The organism is Megalodesulfovibrio gigas DSM 1382 = ATCC 19364 (assembly GCF_000468495.1).
Taxonomy (GTDB): Bacteria; Desulfobacterota; Desulfovibrionia; order Desulfovibrionales; family Desulfovibrionaceae; genus Megalodesulfovibrio; species Megalodesulfovibrio gigas.
Window position 1 is genome coordinate 114,178 of sequence record NC_022444.1, and the last position, 21,441, is coordinate 135,618.

The 21,441-nt window shown below is 62.7% G+C and carries 18 protein-coding genes; 7 read left to right on the plus strand and 11 right to left on the minus strand.

The annotated features are described in order from the left end of the window. Positions 1-14: 14 nt before the first annotated feature. The 3 genes from DGI_RS00510 to DGI_RS00520 all read left to right on the plus strand — a co-directional run bounded on the left by DGI_RS00510 (position 15) and on the right by DGI_RS00520 (position 4,025). On the plus strand, positions 15-749 hold the full coding sequence (locus tag DGI_RS00510; protein WP_021758621.1) for a flagellar hook assembly protein FlgD: 735 nt from the start codon (positions 15-17) through the stop codon (positions 747-749). Positions 750-790: 41 nt separating this feature from the next. Continuing rightward, the gene (locus tag DGI_RS00515; RefSeq protein WP_021758622.1) at positions 791-2,479 is read left to right on the plus strand and encodes a flagellar hook protein FlgE; all 1,689 of its coding nucleotides are present in this window, start codon (positions 791-793) and stop codon (positions 2,477-2,479) included. A gap of 634 nt (positions 2,480-3,113) precedes the next feature. Continuing rightward, positions 3,114-4,025 (plus strand): flagellin N-terminal helical domain-containing protein, encoded by a 912-nt coding sequence (locus DGI_RS00520; RefSeq protein ID WP_021758623.1) that lies wholly within the window; start codon positions 3,114-3,116, stop codon positions 4,023-4,025. Positions 4,026-4,132: 107 nt separating this feature from the next. Here the strand turns inward: DGI_RS00520 and DGI_RS00525 are convergent, their stop codons facing one another. The 4 genes from DGI_RS00525 to rnc form a co-directional block, all read right to left on the minus strand. Continuing rightward, positions 4,133-4,366 carry a hypothetical protein gene (locus DGI_RS00525; protein ID WP_021758624.1) on the minus strand — a complete coding sequence of 78 codons (234 nt, stop codon included), beginning with the start codon at positions 4,364-4,366 and terminating at the stop codon, positions 4,133-4,135. A 130-nt stretch (positions 4,367-4,496) separates the two neighbouring features. Beyond that, complete coding sequence (locus DGI_RS00530) at positions 4,497-5,498, minus strand: DUF6976 family protein (protein WP_021758625.1); 1,002 nt, start codon at positions 5,496-5,498, stop codon at positions 4,497-4,499. 13 nt (positions 5,499-5,511) lie between these two features. Continuing rightward, entirely contained in the window at positions 5,512-5,745 is a 234-nt protein-coding gene (locus DGI_RS00535) for a hypothetical protein (RefSeq protein WP_021758626.1), read from the minus strand. A 285-nt stretch (positions 5,746-6,030) separates the two neighbouring features. After that, positions 6,031-6,750 carry a ribonuclease III gene (rnc, locus tag DGI_RS00540; RefSeq protein WP_081696737.1) on the minus strand — a complete coding sequence of 240 codons (720 nt, stop codon included), beginning with the start codon at positions 6,748-6,750 and terminating at the stop codon, positions 6,031-6,033. A 220-nt stretch (positions 6,751-6,970) separates the two neighbouring features. Between rnc and DGI_RS00545 the strand changes: the two genes are divergently transcribed. Then, on the plus strand, positions 6,971-8,038 hold the full coding sequence (locus DGI_RS00545) for a phosphotransacetylase family protein (protein ID WP_021758628.1): 1,068 nt from the start codon (positions 6,971-6,973) through the stop codon (positions 8,036-8,038). A 182-nt stretch (positions 8,039-8,220) separates the two neighbouring features. Here the strand turns inward: DGI_RS00545 and DGI_RS00550 are convergent, their stop codons facing one another. The 5 genes from DGI_RS00550 to DGI_RS00570 form a co-directional block, all read right to left on the minus strand. After that, the gene (locus DGI_RS00550) at positions 8,221-9,606 is read right to left on the minus strand and encodes a YihY/virulence factor BrkB family protein (RefSeq protein WP_051286291.1); all 1,386 of its coding nucleotides are present in this window, start codon (positions 9,604-9,606) and stop codon (positions 8,221-8,223) included. A gap of 168 nt (positions 9,607-9,774) precedes the next feature. Next, positions 9,775-11,799, minus strand: coding sequence for a methyl-accepting chemotaxis protein (locus DGI_RS00555; RefSeq protein ID WP_051286293.1), 2,025 nt, complete (start codon positions 11,797-11,799; stop codon positions 9,775-9,777). Positions 11,800-11,925: 126 nt separating this feature from the next. Next, the gene (locus DGI_RS00560) at positions 11,926-12,336 is read right to left on the minus strand and encodes a hypothetical protein (RefSeq protein ID WP_021758631.1); all 411 of its coding nucleotides are present in this window, start codon (positions 12,334-12,336) and stop codon (positions 11,926-11,928) included. A 140-nt stretch (positions 12,337-12,476) separates the two neighbouring features. Next, the gene (locus DGI_RS00565) at positions 12,477-13,064 is read right to left on the minus strand and encodes a class I SAM-dependent methyltransferase (protein WP_021758632.1); all 588 of its coding nucleotides are present in this window, start codon (positions 13,062-13,064) and stop codon (positions 12,477-12,479) included. Between the two features lie 61 nt (positions 13,065-13,125). Further along, on the minus strand, positions 13,126-14,640 hold the full coding sequence (locus tag DGI_RS00570; RefSeq protein ID WP_027192887.1) for a TolC family protein: 1,515 nt from the start codon (positions 14,638-14,640) through the stop codon (positions 13,126-13,128). 202 nt (positions 14,641-14,842) lie between these two features. On the opposite strand from DGI_RS00570, the gene DGI_RS00575 reads away from it, so the two are divergent. Beyond that, positions 14,843-15,511 carry a transporter substrate-binding domain-containing protein gene (locus DGI_RS00575; protein WP_158407266.1) on the plus strand — a complete coding sequence of 223 codons (669 nt, stop codon included), beginning with the start codon at positions 14,843-14,845 and terminating at the stop codon, positions 15,509-15,511. Here DGI_RS00575 and DGI_RS00580 read toward each other — a convergent pair. Then, positions 15,493-16,434 (minus strand): EamA family transporter, encoded by a 942-nt coding sequence (locus DGI_RS00580; protein ID WP_051286295.1) that lies wholly within the window; start codon positions 16,432-16,434, stop codon positions 15,493-15,495. The two genes, DGI_RS00575 and DGI_RS00580, sit on opposite strands and share 19 nt — an antisense overlap. Before the next feature lie 122 nt (positions 16,435-16,556). Between DGI_RS00580 and DGI_RS00585 the strand changes: the two genes are divergently transcribed. Then, positions 16,557-18,017, plus strand: coding sequence for an aminotransferase-like domain-containing protein (locus DGI_RS00585; protein ID WP_021758636.1), 1,461 nt, complete (start codon positions 16,557-16,559; stop codon positions 18,015-18,017). Positions 18,018-18,098: 81 nt separating this feature from the next. On the opposite strand, the gene DGI_RS00590 is transcribed toward DGI_RS00585, so the two are convergent. Further along, positions 18,099-19,724, minus strand: a complete 1,626-nt coding sequence (locus DGI_RS00590) for a GspE/PulE family protein (protein WP_235619907.1) — start codon at positions 19,722-19,724, stop codon at positions 18,099-18,101. A 434-nt stretch (positions 19,725-20,158) separates the two neighbouring features. On the opposite strand from DGI_RS00590, the gene DGI_RS00595 reads away from it, so the two are divergent. After that, positions 20,159-21,433 carry an EAL and HDOD domain-containing protein gene (locus tag DGI_RS00595; RefSeq protein ID WP_051286299.1) on the plus strand — a complete coding sequence of 425 codons (1,275 nt, stop codon included), beginning with the start codon at positions 20,159-20,161 and terminating at the stop codon, positions 21,431-21,433. The last annotated feature ends 8 nt before the right edge of the window (positions 21,434-21,441 follow it).

The window sequence follows — 21,441 nt, forward strand, 5'->3', positions numbered from 1 at the left end:
TCCAGGAGCCGTCCATGATTGTCAATGTGAATGACAGCCTCGGTCTCAGCAGTACCGGCTACACCGTCAAAGACAGCTCCGCCACCGGCTCCGATGAACTGGGCAAGGACACGTTCCTCACCCTGCTCATCACCCAGTTGTCCAACCAGGACCCGCTGAACCCCATGGCCGACACGGAATTCACGTCCCAGTTGGCCCAGTTCTCCAGCCTGGAACAGCTGACCAAAATTGCCGACGGTGTGGACACGCTCAACGACGGCACCGAGCGGCAAGATATGCTCAGTTCCGTGAGCTTCATCGGCAAGGAAGTGGTTGCCGAAGGCAATACTTTCTCCAAAACCGAAGACGGCGTCACCACCCTGTGGTTCGAAATCGAAGAACCCATGGCCAGTGGCTTCGTCAACATTTACGATCAGTCCGGCGGTCTCGTGCAGACCCTCGAACTGGGCGCCTACCAGGCCGGTCGCCACGAGGTCACCTGGGATGGCACGGACTACAAAGGAAACAGTCAGCCCAACGGCATTTACGGAGTGGGCATGTCCTGCGAAGGCGTGGATGGCGAACTGGTGCTCGTCAACATGGATGTGGCGGGCGTGGTTTCCGGGGTCAAGGCAGAAAGCGGCACGTTCTACTTGCAGCTCAAGGACGGCCGCAGCGTGGACTTCGCTTCCATCAAGGAAGTGGTCAGCGACAGCAGCGCGTCTGAAGACACTGGCGACGACACCGAGGACACCAGCTCGACCAGCTAGGGCAGCACGATGCATCCAGCAAGAATTCAAGGAGAAAGGCAATGAGCCTGACATCTTCCCTGTGGACCGGCGTTTCCGGCATGCTCACTCATGGAGAACGCATGACGGTGGTGGGCAACAACATCTCCAACGTCAATACCGTGGGCTTCAAGTCGTCCCACATGCATTTTGCGGACTTTATGAGCCAGGACTATGTCACCTCCGGCAGCACGCCCGCGCAAATTGGCCGCGGCACCAAGGTGTCGGCCATTTATGGAGACTTTGCCCAAGGCTCCTTTGAGACCACCAACGAATCCACGGACCTGGCCATCTCCGGCAACGGGTTCTTCGGCGTCTCCCCCCTGGGTTCGGACGAGCGGTATTACACCAGGGCCGGCAACTTCCGGTTCGACAAGAATGGCTACCTCAAGGATCCCAACGGGTACGTACTGCAAGGCTGGGGCTTGACCACCCGGACCCTGGACTCCAGCAGCACGTCTCAGAACTCGGACAGCCTGACCCAGGTGACGCGCACGGGCAGCATCACCAACATCAAGCTGGATGCCGGTGGCGTGGCCGACCCGCAGCACACCAGCAACGTGAGCCTCATCACGCAGTTGGATCTGGATGGCGGCGACAACACCAGCGATCCGGCCAACCCGTACTTCTCTTTGCTCAACGCCTGGGACGGCTCGCAGGAAACGCCCCTGAGCTCCATGCAGTACGCCTACCAGACCACCCTCAAGGTCTACGACGAAGCAGGCAGCCCGCATACGCTGACCGTGTATTACGACCAGGTTTCCAACGCCGAAGGCAAAAACGCCTGGGAATACATCGTCACCATGGACCCCTCCGAGGACAAGCGCTTCTTTGGCGGCACCGCCACCGCAGACAACACCGTCGCCGGCACCTCTGCCGCCGGGCTGCTCATGGCTGGCACGCTCACCTTCAATTCGTACGGGCAGATCGAAAGCATGTCTGCCTACACCCTGCAGGCCGACGCCAACAATACCGACGGCTTCAAAAACCTGGACTACTGGCGGCCCACGAGCATCTCTGACAACGGCTATCCCCAGTTTGCGGCAAACTTTACCGGGCTGGGCAACGCAAGCTCAGTGGTGAATGCCGACGGCACGCCCATCGATCCGCCGCTGGCCAACGCCTCAGGCAAGCTCATTGAGCTGAACGTCGGGCTGCAGGCCTCCAACACCCGCACCTGGGTGGACCCCCTGGCCACGGCCGGCGGATCGTCCCGGGCCTCGGACATGGGCAACACCCATACCACGGCCGATCTGCCCAGCTTCGGCACCAACGCCACGCGCCATTCGTCTGCCTCCACCAGCTTCGACAGCGCCTCCTCCGACTTGTACCAATCCCAGGACGGCTACACCTTCGGCTACCTGCAAAACGTGCTTGTCACCAGCGAAGGCGTCATCCAGGGCAATTTCTCCAACGGGGTGACGCTGGATCTCTACCAGCTGGCGCTGTTCGACTTCAACAACAAGACGGGCCTGCGCCGCGAAGGGGGCAACCTGTTCTCCGAAACGCGCGAGGCGCCCCTGACCAGCTCGCAACCGGCAGGCACCGGCAGCATGGGCTCCATCTCCTCCGGCTCGCTGGAACTCTCCAACGTGGACCTGGCTGAAGAATTTGTGGATATGATCACCACCCAACGCGGCTTCTCCGCCAACGGCAAGGTCATCACCACCACGGACTCCATGCTCGCCGAAGTCATCATGCTCAAGCGCTAGAGCAAGTTATCTTTGAAAGGAGTTCTCGGAGGAAGAACCTTTCTGAAGAAAGGTTCTTCCCCCGAACCCCCTCTCGCAATGTCCTTTTTCAAAATTAAAATGCCCTAACAGCGCATTGCCTCCGAATACAATACGCGGGGAAAGCATCCTTCCGGGTGCTTTCCCCGTCGCGCATGCAGCACGCCGCCGCATCCCGAAGCTGGGATACGGCGGCGTGCTGCATGCGCCTGTACGGTGCGGCCCTGGGCGATGCGGTGGCGCATCCGCAATAGCCCGTCCCGGAGTCGCAGCCGCCGTGAGTTGGCCAGCCTCACGGGTTTGGGGAGTGGCCATCCCGGGAGACCGTGATGAAAAAATCAGCTTATTTCAGGGGCATCACACCAGCATCCCGGCATACTGGGAACAATGCTCCCATGGTCCCGGCGGTCAGGGGGCAGATCGTGCATCAGGGCGGCGTTTTTTTCCCCAGATCCGGTCCCCGAGGGTCCTGGAGCCCGACGGGATGGGAAAAAATTGACAGTTACTGCCGCCCTCCGGCGCGCCATCTGGTTAACATACTGAAATACAGCGCAATATCGTTCGTGGCACCGTGTTTGCTTATCTCCGCGCAAGCATTAACACGGAGGTTATGCATATGTCCCTGGTTATCAATCACAACCTCATGGCCATGAACGCCGCCCGGAATCTTGGCGAGAGCTATGGACGGCTCTCCACCTCCACGCGGCGTCTTTCCTCCGGCCTGAGAGTCGGCACCGCGGCAGACGACGCCGCCGGTCTGGCCATCCGCGAACTCATGCGCGCGGACATCGCCACCATGCAGCAAGGCATCCGCAACGCCAACGACGCCATCTCCCTGATCCAGACAGCAGATGGCGCGCTGCAGGTCATTGATGAAAAGCTCATCCGCCTCAAGGAACTTGCCGAACAGGCGGCCACGGGCACTTACAACTCTGACCAGCGTGTGCTCATCGACTCCGAATTCCAGGCGATGATGTCGGAAATCACCCGAATCGCCAACGCCACGGACTTCAACGGCGTCAAGCTGCTGGACGGCAATCTTTCCGGCGACCCCACGCTTCACCCGGGCGCCACCCACAACGGCGACGGCGTAGTATCCACGGGGCCGCTGAAGATCCACTTCGGCACAGGCAACGATTCTGCGGAAGACTACTATTTCATCAACATCGGTGCTGCCACGGCATCGGCCCTGGGCTTTTGGAACCCGTTGACCGGGGCCAACTACCGCATCGACACCCAGAGCCTGGCCCAGAACATGTTGAGCGTCATCAACCTGGCCATCATTTCCAAGGATACCATCCGCGGCCAGCTGGGCGCCTTGCAGAACCGGTTGCAGAACACCATCACCAACCTGTCCATCCAGGCTGAAAACCTGCAGGCCTCGGAATCGCGTATTTCCGACGTCGATGTGGCCACGGAAATGACGGAATTCGTCCGCAACCAAATTCTCACCCAGGGCGCGGTGGCCATGCTTGCCCAGGCCAACAGCCTGCCGCGGCTGGCCATGCAGCTCATCGGCGGCGGCTAAGCCGAGCACTGAGTCGTGCCGCGTAGTGATTCATGACCGGGACATCCTCCCCGGCCGGCGCATCGGGCCCGGCCGGGGAGGGAGCTCGACCCCGCAACTGGTCAGCTCTACCCGAAGATGGTCTTCAGATCTTCCTGCACCTTGGGAATATGCAGGTTGGAGGCATACAACTGGTGCAGCTGCGTAATGCAATCTGCAATGTTCTCTGGTGAAGGGTCTTCCTTCACGGAATGCACCAGCCTTCCAAGCAGCACCTTGGCAGCCAGAAAACGCAATGCATGCGACTTTCTTCCAGTGACGATGTCCAGCCACTCCTGATTGGTTGCGCTTGGAATTGCCATGCAACGCTCCCCGTGTTTCATGCCCGGGTTCCCCGGACATGCCCCCCGCGTCTGCCCCTTTTGAAACGATAGGCTGATTCAAACGCGGAGTCAACGCGCACTGCCCTCACGCGAACAGGGCTGCGCCTGCTTACACGTCGTGCAATTCCACGTACACCAGCGTCTGATTGAGCAACTGGTATGCGATTTCACCAAAAGTAATCGGCCCGACGAAGGGTTCTGTTTTTTTGCCTTCGAGTTCCGAATACAGATAGTTAAGGATGCAGTTGCAGGAGAACACCAGCCGCGTATCATCCAACGTGCAATCCTGAGCCAGCTTGTCCTTGAAATCCGTCACATAATCCGCCACGGGTTTGGCGTACTTGTAGCGAATGCCGCTGAACACTGGCGCGTAGAAATTCACCACGCCTTTTTCCGCATCCACGCTCTGGAAGCTGATGTTCACAGAAGCGCCGTAATAGTCCGCCACCAGCGGCAGCTTGGTATCCAGCTGTTTTTCCGTGAGGTAGTGGGCAAAGTTGGTGCGTTTGCCGTTGACAAACACGTCCTGGGTGGCAAAGCCGGACTCGGGGAAGGTCAAAGTATCGCCCGCGCCCTGCTCAAACAGGTTCACGATGCCCAGGGAGGCCGCCTTGCCCGCAGGCAACGTCACCGCCATGACCAGCGCGCCGTCCTCGATGCCCTCGCCGGTTTGCCCATCAAAAACCTTGGGCGTCACCTTGCCCAAGTCTTCCAAATGCACGCCGGAAATCCAGCCCACCAGCGGCCGCACCCCGAACTGCTCGTAATTGGGCGCGTTCAGGGCAAACGAAAGGTGCGTGGGGCTGGTGGCAGGAATGATGATGAAGCTGAAGCCATTTTCCGGAGCCTTCACATACACTTGCGCCACGCTTTCCGCATCGTACCGCTGCAGTTCCCAGCTGGCGACAATCTCTGTGAGGTCCGTGGCGAACACCATGTCTTTGGAGGCCAGCCCGCCGAATTTTTTGGACATGAAATACGGGATGGTGCCACCGACCCACGCCCCCTTGGGCAGAGAGCGCAGCACGGTTTCGTCGCCTGCCAGCAGCAATACGCGCCCGCCGGCAATGGCTGCTTTCGCCTCGTCAACCGTCAAGATGGATTGGCTCATAAAGCACCCCCCTTTACCCGAAAATGGTTTTCATGTCTTCCTGTACACTGGGCATGTGCGCGTTCTTCACATACAGTTCATGGAGCTGGTCAACTCCTGCACTGATGTTTGCAGGCGTGGGGTTCTCCTGCACCGCATGCACCAGCCGCCCCAGCATGACCTTGGCCGCAAGAAATTTGAGTTGGTGTTTTGCTTTCCCGGTAACAATATCCGCCCACCCCTTGTTCGTCTTGCTTGGAATGGCCATACTCCACATCCTCCTTATTCATTTGCGTAACAGGATGTCCCCGCTGCACGATCATTCCTGTAGAATCAGTATAATGGCTATTCCCCGCACACGGCAAAGTCAAGCAGGGGCAGACACGGCGAAAACAGAACTCGTGATCGCATCCGCCTGATTCCGCACTGACCGATGCATCAATCTATTTATTTGACAATAATGTTGACTGTGAATTTTTCTGGGGGAATGGCAGGTGGTTGCCGGATTCAATGTCTGCTTCAAACAGCATAGGTGCTTGAAACACCCATGCCGTCAGCCAGTTCCGTCCTGTTCCAACCGGGCAATGGCTGCCTTGGCTGCGGCCTGTTCCGCGCGTTTGAGGCTGGGGCCCTGGGCCGTGACGGTTTCGCCCGTGGGCAACGTGAGCAGCACGGCAAACACCTTGGCATGCTCTGGCCCGGCGGCTTCCAGCAGCGCATAGCCGGGCCGCTCCCGGTACAGCCGCTGGGTGAGCTCCTGGAGGTGCGATTTGTAGTCCTTCTCCTTTTTCCGCTCCACATCCGCCGGCCACCGCTCGGCGAACAACGCCCGTAAAAAAGTCCGCACTGCCTCGAACCCGCCATCCAGAAACACCGCGCCGATGACGGCTTCCATGGCGTCCGCCAGCAGGGAGGCGCGGTCCCGCCCGCCCTGGCTCTCTTCCCCCTTGCCCAGGCGCAGGCAGGTTTCCAGGCCAATCTCCCGGGCCAGGCCGCTCAAGGCTGGCTGGCTTACCAGCCGGGACCGCATGCGCGTGAGCTCGCCTTCGCGCACATGCGGGAAGCGCTCGAACAATTCCTGGGTTACGCACAATTCCAGCACGGCATCGCCCAGAAATTCCAGTCGTTCGTTGTGCGGCCACTTGCCGCCGTGTTCATTGGCCCAGGAGCTGTGCGTCAGCGCCTGGTCCAGCAACTTGACTTCCCGAAACGGGTAGTGAATACGATGCTGAAACATGGCAAGCAGTTCGTCCCGGGACGGTTCCGTCGGCATGGCGACATTCCCCCTGTGTGCGTAGCGCCTTGCGGCTGATGAATTTGCGCCGGGCAGAAACGCCGCACTGCCCGCCCACGCCTCCGCCCGGTATACAACCACGCGCCCGGCGGTCAACCCCTGCTTGCTGCCGGGGGATTCGACCCCTCGCCCCTTGGCTGATTCGATCAATGCTGCTAAAGCCTTCCAAACAGACCTTTCCCGCCTCAAGGAGAACGCCATGGCCGCCGGCATCTATATAGGTTCAACCGAGGGATACTCGGGCAAAAACATGATCGTCATGGGCATGGGCCTTCGGTTGCAAAAGGAAGGCTTCAATGTGGGTTACATGAAACCTGTGGGCGCCATGCCTCAGGAGATCAACGGCAAGATGGGCGACGAAGACGCCTTCTTCGTCCAGGATGTGCTGGGACTGAAGGAAGATCCCGCCCTCGTCTCTCCGGTGGTGGTGACGCAAGATTTCAAGGTCCGCGCCTTCAGTGGTCAGGAGCCTGACCGCATGGCCAACATCAAGGCCGCCTACGACACCCTGCAGGCCCAGCGTGATGTCATGCTCGTGGCTGGCTCCGGCTCCATGTATTCCGGCCGCTATTCCCGGCTGGACGGTGTGCGCGTGGTGCGCGACCTGGGGCTCAAATGCATTGTCATCGACCGGCTGCGCAAGGAGCTGAACTACGATTATCTGGTGGTTCTGCGAGACACCCTGGGCGATGCCATGGCCGGCTGCATTCTCAACGATATTCCGCCCAATTACATGAACGAGGTGGAAACCCTCCTCAAGCCGTTCCTGGAAAACAACGGCGTGAAGGTGGTGGGCGTCATTCCCAAGGATCCCCTCATGGGAGCCATCAAGGTGGGCGAGCTGGCCGAACGCCTGGGCGGCAAGATCATCTCCGCCCACAACAAGGCGGACAAGGTGGTGGAGAACTTCCTCATCGGCACCATGCAGGTGGAAAACTTCATGACCCACTTCCGCAAGAACAAGAATTCTGCGGTCATCGTGGGCGGGGACCGCTCGGACGTCCAGCTCGTGGCCCTGGAAGGCGCCTGCCCCTGCCTGGTGCTCACGGGCAATCTCTACCCCAACGACATCATCCTCACGCGTTCGGAAGTGCTGTCCATCCCCATCATCGTGGTCCGGGACGACACCTTCACCGTGGCCAAGAAGATGGAAACCATCCTGAGCCGGCACAAGCTCCGGGCCGTCATCAAGATCAAGCAGGGCGCGCAGCTCGTCTCCGCCAACCTGGACTTCGAATACATCAAGGGCCAGCTGGGGCTCAAATAGGGCACGTTCTTTTTGAAAGGAGTTCACGGGGGAAAACCGTTCTACCGAAAGGTTCTTCCCCCGCAACGTCCTTTTTCAACCGTAAAAGGCGCGCGCCCAAAAAGCCACGCCACACACACCGCCGCAGGCATCAGGCGCGGGGATCAGGCGCAGGCATCAGGCGCAGGCATCAGGCGCAGGCATCAGGCGCGGGGATCAGGCGCAGCGGAAACCAGCTCGGCCAGGGTCAGGTTGCGTTCGCTCTCCTGCTGCTGCCGCGTCAGGTCCCGCAGCAGGCTCGTCAGCCGGGGGTTGGCCATGGCCAGCTCGTGCAGCACGCCGGCGCGGCCGGCATCGTCCAGCAGCTCCAGCACCTCCACCACACGCACGCTCCGGGCAGACTTGATGAGTCCGAAGCGGTCTTCCTTGTCCATGCACACGGGGCTCACCAGATTGGCCTGCCCCAGCACGGTCAGCACGTCCTGCACGATATTGGGCGACACTCGCGCCGCCTCGGCCAGGACTTCCAGACTGGGCGGGGGCAGCCGGTCTTCCTGCGACTGCGCCAGCGCCGCCAGACACGCCAGGGCCACGGCCTTGCGTTCGCCATGGCTCACGTTCTTGTAACGGGCCTCGCGCACGAAGGTGTTGTAATGCTGGAAGGTGAAGCTCATCTCCGCCCCCAGCAGCACGATAATCCAGCTAATGTACAACCACACCAGAAACAACGGCAACTGGGCAAAGCTGCCGTAAATGGCGTTGTAATTGGCCGCGCCGAACTGAAAATGCACGTAGGCCCACTGCGCCACCAGCCACAAGGTGCCGGCCACCATGCCGCCAAAGAGGGCTGGCAGCGGCCGCACATGCGTATTTGGCAGGTAGATGTACAAAAAACTCAGGGCCACCCAGACGCTGACAAGGGGCGTGAGCTTGAGCAGGTTGTAATAAAACAGGCTGATGATTTCGTTCTGCAGCAAATGCTGCATGATGGATGTGCTCTGAAACGTGGTGCTCAGGCTCACGGCCATGACCATGAGCACCGGAAAGATGCAGCTCACGGAAATATAGTCCGCCACCTTGCGCACCATGGGCCGGCTGCGCGGCGCGCCCCAGATGGTGTTGAACGTGCTTTCCACGTTGGAAAACAGCCCCACCACCGTGACGAACAAAAAGCCCACGCCCACCGCACCCAGGGTCTTGACGTTGGTCTTGTCGATGTAATCGATGATGTTCTCCACCACGGCCTCGCGGCCGGCGAACACCTTGACGAGCAGATCATTGATGAAAGATGTGCGCTGAAAGTCGAAGCCCTTGAGCACGGAAAAGGCCACGGCCAGAAACGGCACAATGGACAGGATGGTCGCATAAGTCAGGGCCGAGGCTCGCAGCAGCAGCCGATCCTTGGCAATGCTCTGCCACAGGATGTACAGCCAACGCGCCACCACCAGGCCATGGCCCAGCAAGCCGGAATGGGCGGTCTCGCCAATCCACAGATCAGTCCGCAAAAACCGCAGCACCCGCTCCATCATCGTGCCCAACTGCATGCGCGTCTCCTCCTGATTGCCCAGGGCGCTGACGTGCAAAATCATGCCCCTCTGCAGATGATGACACAGTTGCCGGGCAGCAGCAACCGCGCCCCACGTGGACACTTTTTCTGCGGGGGATGGAGAGGGTGGCATCCAAGACGGCGCGCCTGAACGGCGAAACCGTTCACCGGGGAAGGCCACACACGGGGCAGCCTTCCCCGGAACATGCGCTTACAGAAACCGAATCACCGCCCGACCGGTGGCAGCGTCCAGCTTTTCCATGCGAATGTCCACGCGGCGCTTAAAGAACTCCGCCGCGCCGCGCAGGATGCCCTCGAAGTACTCCTGGTACCCGCGGCTGGAGTGATAGGTCATCACCAGGGTGTCGCCCTTGTCCTCATACGTAAACCGCGGCGGCTTGATGCCGGGCATGTCCCGCGTAAGCTGGGCATGGGTCTCGTTCATGGTCAGGTAGAATTGCTTCAGGTCCGTGGTTTTGAAATACCGCTTGTACATGCGGTGGAATTCCACGGCCGTGAACTTGCCGAACTCGATGAAGATGTCACGGGCCGGCTTCCCCATGGCCCGGGCCACGGTCTCCACCATCTGGTGCATCACCTGGTCCGGGTAACTGGCCGTGGGCAGGAAGGTGACGTTGCCCGTCTCCTCCTTCACCCGCTCCACCACATGCGGCGGGTACTGCCGCTTGATCCACTCCTGGATCATCTTGGGCAGCACGCCGCGCATCTCGCCCTTGGAGGCGCGCAGCTTGCGGGCATCCTCCCGTGCGCCGGACAGGGTCTGGGAGAGGGTCAGCAGCTCCATGGCGAGGGTCGCCAGATCCCGCGTGGCAGCCGCCGTCTGGGTGGCGGCTTCTTCGGCCTCGTTGGCGATGGTGGAGATTTCCTCGATGTTCCGATTGATCTCGTCCGCCGCAGCGCTCTGCTCCTCGGCGGCGGTGGCAATCTGGGCCACGCGGCCGGTCATGTCCTGAATGCGGGCGGTAATTTCCTCCAGCGCCGCACCAGCCCGGTTGGAGGAAGCCGTGGAGCTTTCCACCTGGGTCCGGGTTTCCTTCATGGAGTGCATGGCGTGGCGGGAGCCATCCTGCATGGTGCGGATGGAGGCTTCCACCTCCTTGGTGGCGGCCATGGTCTTTTCCGCCAGCTTGCGGACCTCGTCGGCCACCACGGCAAAGCCACGCCCGGCGTCGCCAGCGCGGGCCGCTTCGATGGCGGCATTCAGGGCCAGCAGGTTGGTCTGATCCGCAATTTCGTTAATGACGTTGATGACGCGGCCAATCTCGCCGGACTGGCTGTCCAGGTCGCTGAGAACCTGTTCCAGCCGCGAGGCGGAGTCGGCCACCACATTGATGGACTGCACGGCCTCGCGCACCAGCCCGGCCCCGCGGGTGGCTGCCTGTGAGGCCTCTTCCGCCACATCTGCGGTTTCGGAGGCATTCTTGGCCACCTCAAACACCGTGGCGTGCATCTCTTCCATGGCGGTGGCCACGGTTTCGGCCTGCGCCTTCTGGTTCTGCGCGCCGGTGGCCTGTTCATCGGCCGTGGCCGACAATTCCTCGGACGCCGAGGCCACACGCTGGGCCAGCTCGTTCACTCCCGAGCCCTGGGCCAGCAGGTGCTCCAGCTGCCCGCGGACGTTGGTCAGTTCCTGCTGCAATGCGCCGGCATCGGCCCAGGCCACCACAGCGGTTTTGGCTGCCCCGCCAGTTCCCCCGCCAGTTCCCCCGCCTGTTCCTCCAACGGGCGCCGCCGCCACCAGCCATCGGGAGCCGGCGGCATCCGCCAACATGGTGGCCGTTTCGCCGCGCAGCGCCTTGTCCGCCAGCAGGGACGCGCCGGGAATGGCATCCAGCAGCGCGGCGGCGGACTTGCCAATGCGATCCGCCGTCCCGCCCGCCGCCCGACTGGCCGCCGCCAAAGTCCGATCCTGTGTCACCAGCACGCACGCGAAGGGCAACGCCTCCAGGGCCGACTGCGCCGTGACGGCCGAGGACAGCCGCGTCTGCACCCCAGCCAGGGCGGCAGACAGTCGGGCGGCATCCCCCCCGCCGGCCGGATTCAGGGTCGCGCCTTTGCCCTGGGCCAGGGACTCGGCAGCATCGATGAGCGGCACAAAGGCCTTGCCGGATCGCCAAAAAAACATTCCCCCGCCGCCTGCGAGGAGCCCCGCCGCCAGCATGAGCCAGGGGAACACGCCGGAGCTGCCGGACTCGCTGGCAGCAGCCGCGGCCATGGCACTAGAGTTGATGAAAAAAACTGCTGCCAGCGCCAATGCGCCAGGCAATGCCACTGCCGTTGCAGTGCGGAGAAACATTTTTGATGTGTACATGGAGTGATCCAGCGTGAAATGATGACGCGATTAATTGCGATACAACGAGCAGTTTCCCTGCCACACCAGCATGAACGGCTTTTCCTTGTGGAACGTTGCCGCCAGGAGCGCTTCAAGCTGCATGGAAAGGTCCTTCCTGGCCGCCACCAGGAAGGCGCGATGGTCCGAACGATGCAAGCTGCCATCGGCATCGCGATCTCCGCCAGAAGCCGCCCCCAGCTCGGTATAGCCGCCGGCCAGATCGACGAGCTCCCCCTTGAGCGCCTCGGTGGCGGCCTCCACGCCTTCTCCCTGCGTCGGCACCACGAAGAAGTGGATGAACGCATTCTGCTGCAGATCTTCTGCCCAGGACGCCGCGGGCCACACCATGCCCAGCGCCGCGCATACGAGCACGCCCCCAAGCACAGCCACACGCAAAAACATCATACATGCGCGATTCATGGATTCTCCCCCGTCATTGCAGGGTTGACGATTTCACCGCCGGGTTGTTCGACTCTCTCCATCATTAGCAAGGGATCTTCAAATGTTCCAGGGAGATTTCAAAAAATTCCGCAAAATGTTTCCGTGCGGCCCGGCCACTGTCATTTATATTGCACACAATACAAAACAGTAGAATTTTTTGGCTCATTCAGAAACCCCTGCCGCAGCACCCGCGCCCGACGCCAGTCCAGGCCGCGGCAGTAGGCCTCCACGGCGGCCCCTTCCTCCGCTCCGCCGGGATGGCCGAGATAGCACATCACCGTGATCAGTCCGCCCGGCATCATCCAGGATTCCAACGCCTGCAACGCCGCCACGGTGCCTGACGCCCGGGTGATGACGGCGGCATCCCCGCCCGGCAGATAGCCCAGGTTGAACATGGCCGCCCGCAGCCTGCCCCTGGCCGCGGCGGGCAGATGCTGTGCCAGGTCCGCATGGCTGGCCAAATACAGCGTGCAGGCCTGGATCAGGTCCAGGCCTGCCGGGCTGGCGTCGACCAGGCGAGTCCGGGTGCGTTGCAGGGCGATGGGTTGGATGTCGAAGGCAAAGACGTGGCCGCCGGGCAGCACGGCCCGGGCCAGGAATTCGGTGTCGCGGCCGTTGCCGGCCGTGGCATCCAGGACAAGATCCCCCGGCCGCAGGTGCCGGGAAAGCAGGTCGTGGCTGAAGGTCAGATTGTACGGCAGGACCATGCCAAAGGTCGATGCAGGCAAGACCGCCGGGAGGAACGTCTGATCATGGCGGCTGGTTCGCTTACTCTGCGGGCGGCTGCATGATGCTGACCTGCCGGAAGGCCAGCGGCGATTGCGGCACGGCCATGCGGCCGGCCAACAAATGCTCAAGGCGGGTTCTGGCCAGCCAGTAGTCCAGCTGGGCAGCAATAAGCGCCCGACGCCGAGCCAGGGCCTCATGTTCGCTTTCCAGCAGGCTCACGCCGCCGCGCATGCTTTCCAGCCGCCCCACGGCCAGCTGCGGCGCTTTCCGGGCGGCGCGCTGCTGCTCCAGGCGCTCCAGCGTCTGTCGGGCAGCCAGCAGCTCCTGGCCCGCAGCGCGGGTGGCCGTGCGCACCACCGATGCCATGGCCTGATAGCGCCGCCACTCCCGTTCCTGCGCGGCCTGGGCCGGCGTGCGCGTGGTGAAGGACGGCGCGAAAAACGGCGCAGGGAACGCCCAGTTGGCCCACGAGGATTGCGCGTCTCCATGCGGCAGCCAGACGCGGACGGTGCCGGACTCGGTGCTGTTTTCCGGAAGCCCCATGGCAGCCGCCGCGTGGGTGTCATACTTGATCCGCAGAACCTCATGCCGGACCAGCGCCAGGTCCAGGCTGACCTTGACCGAACGCTGTTCGGCATCCGTCAGCATGGCCTCATCCACCACAGCCTCCTGCACCGGACGTCCGGGGAGCAGGGGCGGCACGTGCCAGCCGGCGTCGTCCCCTTCCAGGCTCATACACTGCTGCATGCGCCGCCTGGCCTCGTGCAGGGCGGCCTCTGTGGCGGCAGACTGGCGCTGCGCGATCTCGAATCTGGCCAGGGTGTCCAGCCGCTGCTGCCCGGCCGGGGATGTGGGTCTGGCCGCGGGCAGGGCCTGCGCCATCTGCCAGGCGGCTTCTGCGGCGAGCAGTTCGTCCATGGTGGCCACGTGCGCCTGCGAGGCCGCCACCATGGCGTACCAATGTTCGCGCACGTCCAGGATGACATCCAGGGCCGCGGCCACGGCGGAGAGTTCCAATCGGGCGTCCCGTGCGGCCGGCTGCGTCGCCGCCCCGGCTGAGATCTCGCCCAGCATGCTGCGGACATAATCTTCGGCAAGCGCCCTCGGCCACCCCGGCGCAAGCTGCGCGTAGCCGAACGGCGTTTCGGAAAAGGCTTCCAGCGCCTCGCCCTGCCCTGGCGGGATGGACTGCGCCCGCAGGCGTTCGCGGGGAACCCCGCGTTCCATCAGGAATTCCTGCAAGGCGGCGTTGCGGGCCAGACCAATGCGGATGGCCGCCCCCATGGTCAGGGGGCCTGTCCACTCGCCGGGGGCAGGATGCCGATCCAGCAGCATCACCGTGGTATTGGAAGAAGGACGATGGAAGACGTCGCGGGTGGCGGCGCTGTAGTGCGGGAGGCTGGCAAAGGCCTGCCGGACGGCCTCGCTGCTGCGGCGCGCGGCCTTGTCCGGGCACATGCCGGCGCACGCTCCCAGGGAAAGCGTCGCCAGGGCGAGCATGCCCAGGGCGCAGCATAGGAGCAGAATGCGGCGAACCATTGCGTTGAGCGCCATGCCCGACTCCAAGGAAACCCCATGACTTGCCATGACTTGCGCGTTCGGCCGCCCCCGGGGGCGAACAGCCGTCCCCTCCGCGCCATCATGCCGCAGCCGGCGCATGGAACCGCTGCGTCTTGATGATTTCATGGTGAAACTGTACAGGAACCACATGCGTTGTCAATATGCAAAAATTTGCACCACGGCACGGTACATACTCTTGTGCCTGCCCTGGCTGCTGCAGTGGCCGGCACCGGGGCATGCAAAATCGGATCTGCTGGTGGCCGTGGCGCCGTTGCCCCCCTGGCAATGGATGCAGGCAGGCCAGGGCCGCGGGCCGGATGTGGAATTCCTGGAATTGCTGGCGAAACGTCTTGATTTTTCTGCCCAATGGGTGCCCCTGGCGGCGGCGGAAAATCTGGCCCCCCTCCAGGAAGGCCGCGCGGAGATCGTGGCCGGCATTGCAGATACCGTGACCCTGCGCAAGGTGTTGCAATGCTTTCACACGCCCCACCGCGTTCAGGGAGCCTTGCACATCTACGTTCGCAAGGGGGCGGAACATTTTCTGCAGTTTGAAACAGACCTGACACAATACCGCACCGGCCTGGCCGACGGTGTGCGGCTGCCAGCCGTGGAATCCGAATCTCAGACGCGCATCCCCCGTGGAAGGCTGGCCGATCTGCTGCCGGCGCTGGCGTCCGGCACCATCGATGCCCTGGCCGCGGAAGCGGTGGCCTGGGAGCGCCACCGCCCCGCCTTGCCGGGCAATGTGGTCAAGGCGCCGTTGGAAGTCGGCGCCATGCCATTGTTTGTCTGTCTTTCGCGGGCTGCGCCGCTGGTGGTTCGGTTCGACGAAATCGAGCTGCTCTATCAGGATTTGGTGGAGTAGCCGTCTTCCGCCGCGCGTGGCCGCAGCCACTGGCGGCGCAGGCAGAATCCGCCCAGCCTGTCACCAAACAGGGTCAGGGCCACGCCACCCAGCAACAGGGCCGCGGCCATGCCTGTTTCCGGCTTCAGGGGTTCCATGCCCAGGCTGACGGCAATGACCAATGTTACCACCGGCACCAGCAGGGAGAACGGAGCCACCTGCGGCGCGGCATACTTGCGCAGCAGCCAGGCCCAGGCCCCCCAGCCAATGATGGTGGAGCCCCAGGCCGTGTACAGCACGGCGAATGCACCCATCCAGCTGATGTGCGACAGCGCTTCCCACTGGCCCTGCTCCGTCCAGAAAGACAGGATCAGGTTGGGGACGATGGGCACCAGGGACATCCAGATGGTCAGACGGAAGCCGTCCACCTTCATGCCCCCGCCGAGCTTTTTCATCATGATGTTGCCCATCCCCCAGAACAGCGCCGCCAGCAGCACCAGGGCGAAGCCGGCCAGCGGAGCCAGGTCCAGGGAGTTGCCGGCGGAGAGGTACAGTCCTGCCCCGGCCACCCCCATGCCGCACCACTGCCAGGCCGTGGGACGCTGCCGCAGCAGCCACACGGAGAACAGCGCCGTGAACAGCACCTGCGCCTGGGACACCAGCGCCGACAGCCCGGGCGGCATGCCCAGCTGCATGCCCACGAACAGCAGGGAGAAGTAGCCCACGCCCACCAGCGAACCCGTGGCCAGCACCAGCCGCCAGGGCAGGCCATTGCGGCCGATGATGAACACCGCGGGCACGGCCACCACGGCAAAACGCAGGGCGGCGAAGAACAGCGGCGGCCACTCGCCCAGGCCCCAGCGGATAACCACAAAATTCAGACCCCAGATGAACGTCGTCAGCAGGGCCACGGCCGTATCCCGACCGGACATACGCGTCTGCATTGAAACTCCTCCTTCCGCCGGGCCTCATTGCCCGACGCAGGACTGGACATTGCGCCGGAATCTGTCATGTGAACAGACACAGAAAATGAAAATTCACCCAGTACAGATGACGAGGTTCCCCCATGGCATCGCCCCTGCCGGCGTCTGACGCCCCCCTGTACAAACGCGTGGAGCAGCGCATTCTGGGCATGATCCAGACTGGATCCATCCCCCCTGGCCGCAAGATCCCCTCCCTGCGCGAGACGGCCTCGGCCATGGGCGTCTCCCTGACCACGGTGGTGCAGGCCTACGAATCCCTGGAGCGCATCGGGGTGCTGGAATCCCGGCCGCGGTCTGGGTTCGTGGTCCGCCAGCCGGCCGCCGCCCTGCCCCCGGCCGGAGCGCCCACCATGGATGCGCCCGTGGCCCGCACGGTGCGGCGGGGCGAAATCGTCCGCCGGGTGCTGGAAACCCTGGGCCGTGACGAAGTGCTGCCCCTGGGCGTGGCGCAGGTGGATCCGGCCCTGCTCCCGGCCCGGACCCTCTCCCGTCTGCTGGCCGAAGTCAGCCGCCGCGAGCCGGACCGCGTGGCTCATTACGCGCCCGTGGCCGGCAGCATGGAGCTGCGGCGGCAGGTGGCGCGTCGGCTGGCCCTGGCCGGAGTGCTGGCCGCGCCCGAGGAGCTGCTGACCACCTGCGGCGCAACCGAGGGCATGTCCATCGCCCTGCGGGCCCTCACCCATCCGGGAGACGCCGTGCTCATTGCCTCTCCCACCTATCACTTTTTTTTGCAAATGCTGGAGTTGATGGGCCTGCGCGCCGTGGAGGTGCCCTCGCACCCGCACACCGGCATCAGCCCTGCCGACGTGGCAGAGGCCCTGGACCGGTTCGACATCGCCGCCTGCGTCCTCACGCCCACCTGGAACAATCCCGACGGCAGTTGCATGCCGCCCGCGGCCAAGGCCGAGCTGGTGCAGCTCCTGAGCAGCCGCAACATCCCTTTGGTGGAGGATGATGTGTACGGCGACCTCGTCTTCCCCTCCTCCCAGCCCGGCAATGCGCCGCGGCCGCCGGCCTGCAAGGCCTTTGACGATCACGGCGTGGTGACGCTGGTATCGTCCTTTTCCAAGACGCTCACGCCCGGGTACCGGGTGGGCTACCTGCTGCCGGGCAAGGCCGTGGCGACCAAGGCGCTTGAATTCAAGGGGATGTCTACATTGTCTGGAGCTGCCCCCACGGAACTGGCCGTGGCCGAATACCTGGAGCGCGGCTTGTACGATCGGCATCTGGTCCGCGTCACCCGCGAGCTGGAGCAGCAGACCGAGGCCATGCGGCTGGCGGTGTCCCGACATTTTCCGGAGGGTACCCGCGCCACCACGCCGCGCGGCGGCTGCATCCTGTGGGTGGAGCTGCCCCCGGGCGGTCCCACGGGCGTGGATGTGTTTCTGCGTGCAGCGGCCGAGGGCATCGGCATTTCGCCGGGGCTGCTCTTTTCCAACAGCGGAGGATTCGAACGGTTTCTGCGGCTTTCCACGGGATTGCGGTTCACGCCGCAGGTGGAGCAGGCCGTGGCCCGGCTGGGGGCCATCGCGCGGGGGATGTAGGCGTTTGGGGGGGACATGTTGCGAGAGGGGAAACCNGGGGAAGAACCTTTCTTTAGAAAGGTGTTCCCCCGAGAGTTCTTTTCACATGAACAGAATGGGCGCGGCTTCTTCCAGGGTGGTGATGCCTTTGGCCACCTTGGTCAGGGCGTCGTGCTTCATGGAGCGAAACTTCTTGGCCGCCGAGGCGGTCCGGCCGATTTCCTTGGAGGATTTGCGGCCCACGATCATCTCCTGAATCTCTTCGTCGATGGACAGGGCCTCGTATACGCCCACACGGCCGGCATAGCCCGTGTCGCGGCAGCGGGGGCAGCCTTTGCCCTTCATGAACGGAATGGGCCGCTTGAGGTGCAAGGCGTCCACCATGGGCTGTGACGGCTGGTATTCCATGAGGCAGTAGCGGCAGTTGCGGCGCACCAGACGCTGCCCCACGGTGATGAGCAGGGTGGAGGAGATGAGGAAGGGCTCAATGCCCATATCAATAAACCGGGTGATGGCGCCGGGGGCATCGTTGGTGTGTACGGTGGAAAGCAGGCGGTGGCCGGTCATGGCGGCCTCAATGGCGATCTGGGCGGTTTCCTGATCCCGGATTTCCCCCACCATCAGCACATCCGGGTCCTGACGCAGGATGGACTTGAGGCCCGAGGCGAAGGTCATGCCGGCCTTGCGGTTCAGCTGCACCTGGCGGATGGTGTCCACCCGGGTTTCCACGGGATCTTCCAGGGTGATGATGTTGATCTCCGGCTTGTCCACGCGGGCCAGCATGGCATACAGCAGGGTGGTCTTGCCGCTGCCGGTGGGGCCGCAGGCCAGGAGCATCCCATAGGATTTGTACAGATTTTCTTCCAGCCGCCGCTGGTCCTCCTCGTTCATGCCCAGGTCTTCGAGGCTCAGGGACTTGCGGGCCTTCATGAGCAGACGCAACACCATGTTCTCGCCATAGATGGTGGGCAGGGCGGAAACGCGGACGTTGACTTCCTTGGTCTGGACATTGAAGGAAAAACGGCCGTCCTGGGGAACGCGGGTGACGGAAATATCCATGTTCGCCAGCAGCTTCATGCGGGAAACAAACTGCATGAACACGGACTTGGGCGGGGCCGGATACTCCCGCAGCACGCCATCGATACGAAAACGCAGCTGCACGCGGTCGCGCTGGGGGCTGATGTGAATATCTGAGGCGTTTTCCGCCACGGCCTGGGAAAGCACCTGGTTCACCAGGCGGACGATGGGCGCATCTTCCAGGGCAGCCAGGGAGATGTCCCCCAGGCCCTCGGCAATGAGCTCCTCGTCTCGTTCGACATGAAATTCCTCGATGGCGCCCATGAGGTCTTTCATGTCCGTCGTCTTGCCGTAGTACTGGAAGAGCAGCTCGTCCAGCTCGCCCTTGGGACAGTAGACGGGCTCTATATCAAACTTTGTGGACTTCTCCAGGATGTCCAGCATGCCCACATTCAGGGGGTCCGAGGTGGCCAGCCAGATCATGCTGCCCTTCTGCCGCAACACAGCCACATGGTGCTTGCGGGCCACATCCATGGGCAAGATGCGAGAGAGGGACGTATCGACAGGATATTTTTCGACGGAATACTTGTCTATCTGGAGCTGATTGGCCACATACTCCATCAGCTCGTCTTCTTTGAGCTTGCCCTGATGGCGCAAGTATTCGGCCAGCTTGAGCCCGGACTTGCGCTGCACCATCCGGGCCTGGCGCATTTCATCTTCTGAAGAGAAACCCGGCATGGCGGGTGCATCCGCTGGCTTCATCATTGCCCTGGTCACAACATCCTTGCAGCTGGAACAATCTGCGCAGCAGCCTGCGAAACAGGCCTACTGCACGGCAGCGCACCCTCGCAGACAGGCCCGGCGTCCGCCATGGCAGCCACCTTGCGGCAGCCCCCCCGGCAGGGACACCATGCCGATCCTCGCTGGTGCTGTACGTCAAGCGCTGCGCGTCGTCCAGTCCTAAACGAGGTGCCCTGCATCCGCCGCGCTGCCCTGGCGTGCCTCCAGTTTCAACGGATTGCCGATCGATCATCGTCTCTGCCGACGCCGGCAGGGATTGTGCTCTTTCAGCCTGTCCGATTCCATGATACAAGGCTCGCACGCTGTTCGTAAAGCCCCGGGAACCAGTCAGTTGAGAGGAGCGCATGGCCGAGCACACCCTGGAAACGAGCAAGGACGGGACCGCCGCCTTGTACGTGGACACCTTCTTCGCCCGTCAACCCATTTTTGACGCGGACAAGAATATCTGGGGATACGCCCTGCTCTACCGGCATTCCTCCGATGCCACGCAGGCGCGCTTTGACGACAAGGACATTGCCACCCTCACAGTCATTTCCAATGCCATCATGAATCTTCCCAAAGGGGAAGAGCGCATCAAAAAACTGTGCATCAATTTCACCGAGGAAAGCATCCTGCGCCGGGTGCCGCGCACCCTGCCCGCCTCCAGCACCATCCTGCTGGTGGAAGAGAGCTTCGGCCACCGCGCCGAGGTGCTCGCCACCCTCGGCGAGCTCAAGGCCCTTGGCTTTCAGGTGGCGCTGAACGACTTTACCGGCGACCCCGAGGCCCAGGGCCTGCTGGAGCTGGCGGATATCGTCTTCATCGACATCCTGAGCAAGGAGGTCCCCCGCCTCAAGGAGCTGACCATCCTGGCCCAGTCGCACCATGCCGTGCTCGGCGCCAAGCGGGTGGAGGACATCCGGCAGTTCGAGTTCCTGCGCAAGGTGGGCTACACGCTGTTCCAGGGCTTTTTCTTTGAAAAACCGGTCATTGTGCCGGGCCGCAAGCTCACGTCCAATCAAATCTCCCGGCTCATGCTCTTCAAGGTGCTGGAGAAGGAAAACCCGGATTTTGCGGAAATCGCCCGGGTCATCGAAACGGACGTCTCCATCAGCTACCGGCTGCTGGCCCTCACCAACTCCGCCAACTTCAGCCTCTCCCGCAAGGTGGACAGCATCCGCCAGGCCCTGGTGCTCCTGGGCATGAAGCAGATCAAGAGCTGGCTGTGGCTCATCTTCCTGACGGACATTACCCCCAAGCACAAAACCTCCGAGCTGCCGTACCTCTCCGCCATCCGCGCCAAGTTTCTGGAACGCACCGCCTTGAACCACGATCTTCCCATCGCCAAGGCCGACCTGCTGTACCTGCTGGGCCTGTTCTCCCTGCTGGAAGCCATGCTGGATGTGCCGTTCAAGGAAATTTCCAAAAACCTGCCCCTGGATGACGACCTGACCGCAGCCCTGAGCGGCGAGACCAACGGGTACACGCCGTGGCTGAACATGGCCCGGTATTTCGAACGCGGGGAATGGGACAACATCGATGGCGTCATCACGTCCCTGGACCTGGACCCCATGACCGTGGCAAATTCCTATGCCGAGGCCCTCACCTGGGCCAAGACCATCCAGGGCGAGGGAATCTAGCCGTGCCG

What these genes read in the sequence shown, in the direction of transcription:
- DGI_RS00565 (WP_021758632.1), bottom strand. Translation starts at nt 13,064, where the DNA reads ATGGTCCTGCCGTACAATCTGACCTTCAGCCACGACCTGCTTTCCCGG.
- DGI_RS00570 (WP_027192887.1), bottom strand. Translation starts at nt 14,640, where the DNA reads ATGGCGCTCAACGCAATGGTTCGCCGCATTCTGCTCCTATGCTGCGCC.
- DGI_RS00555 (WP_051286293.1), bottom strand. Translation starts at nt 11,799, where the DNA reads ATGGCCGCGGCTGCTGCCAGCGAGTCCGGCAGCTCCGGCGTGTTCCCC.
- DGI_RS00520 (WP_021758623.1), top strand. Translation starts at nt 3,114, where the DNA reads ATGTCCCTGGTTATCAATCACAACCTCATGGCCATGAACGCCGCCCGG.
- DGI_RS00590 (WP_235619907.1), bottom strand. Translation starts at nt 19,724, where the DNA reads ATGCGCCAGGCCCGGATGGTGCAGCGCAAGTCCGGGCTCAAGCTGGCC.
- DGI_RS00530 (WP_021758625.1), bottom strand. Translation starts at nt 5,498, where the DNA reads ATGAGCCAATCCATCTTGACGGTTGACGAGGCGAAAGCAGCCATTGCC.
- DGI_RS00535 (WP_021758626.1), bottom strand. Translation starts at nt 5,745, where the DNA reads ATGGCCATTCCAAGCAAGACGAACAAGGGGTGGGCGGATATTGTTACC.
- rnc (WP_081696737.1), bottom strand. Translation starts at nt 6,750, where the DNA reads ATGCCGACGGAACCGTCCCGGGACGAACTGCTTGCCATGTTTCAGCAT.
- DGI_RS00545 (WP_021758628.1), top strand. Translation starts at nt 6,971, where the DNA reads ATGGCCGCCGGCATCTATATAGGTTCAACCGAGGGATACTCGGGCAAA.
- DGI_RS00585 (WP_021758636.1), top strand. Translation starts at nt 16,557, where the DNA reads ATGGCATCGCCCCTGCCGGCGTCTGACGCCCCCCTGTACAAACGCGTG.
- DGI_RS00580 (WP_051286295.1), bottom strand. Translation starts at nt 16,434, where the DNA reads ATGCAGACGCGTATGTCCGGTCGGGATACGGCCGTGGCCCTGCTGACG.
- DGI_RS00525 (WP_021758624.1), bottom strand. Translation starts at nt 4,366, where the DNA reads ATGGCAATTCCAAGCGCAACCAATCAGGAGTGGCTGGACATCGTCACT.
- DGI_RS00515 (WP_021758622.1), top strand. Translation starts at nt 791, where the DNA reads ATGAGCCTGACATCTTCCCTGTGGACCGGCGTTTCCGGCATGCTCACT.
- DGI_RS00550 (WP_051286291.1), bottom strand. Translation starts at nt 9,606, where the DNA reads ATGATTTTGCACGTCAGCGCCCTGGGCAATCAGGAGGAGACGCGCATG.
- DGI_RS00510 (WP_021758621.1), top strand. Translation starts at nt 15, where the DNA reads ATGATTGTCAATGTGAATGACAGCCTCGGTCTCAGCAGTACCGGCTAC.
- DGI_RS00560 (WP_021758631.1), bottom strand. Translation starts at nt 12,336, where the DNA reads ATGAATCGCGCATGTATGATGTTTTTGCGTGTGGCTGTGCTTGGGGGC.
- DGI_RS00595 (WP_051286299.1), top strand. Translation starts at nt 20,159, where the DNA reads ATGGCCGAGCACACCCTGGAAACGAGCAAGGACGGGACCGCCGCCTTG.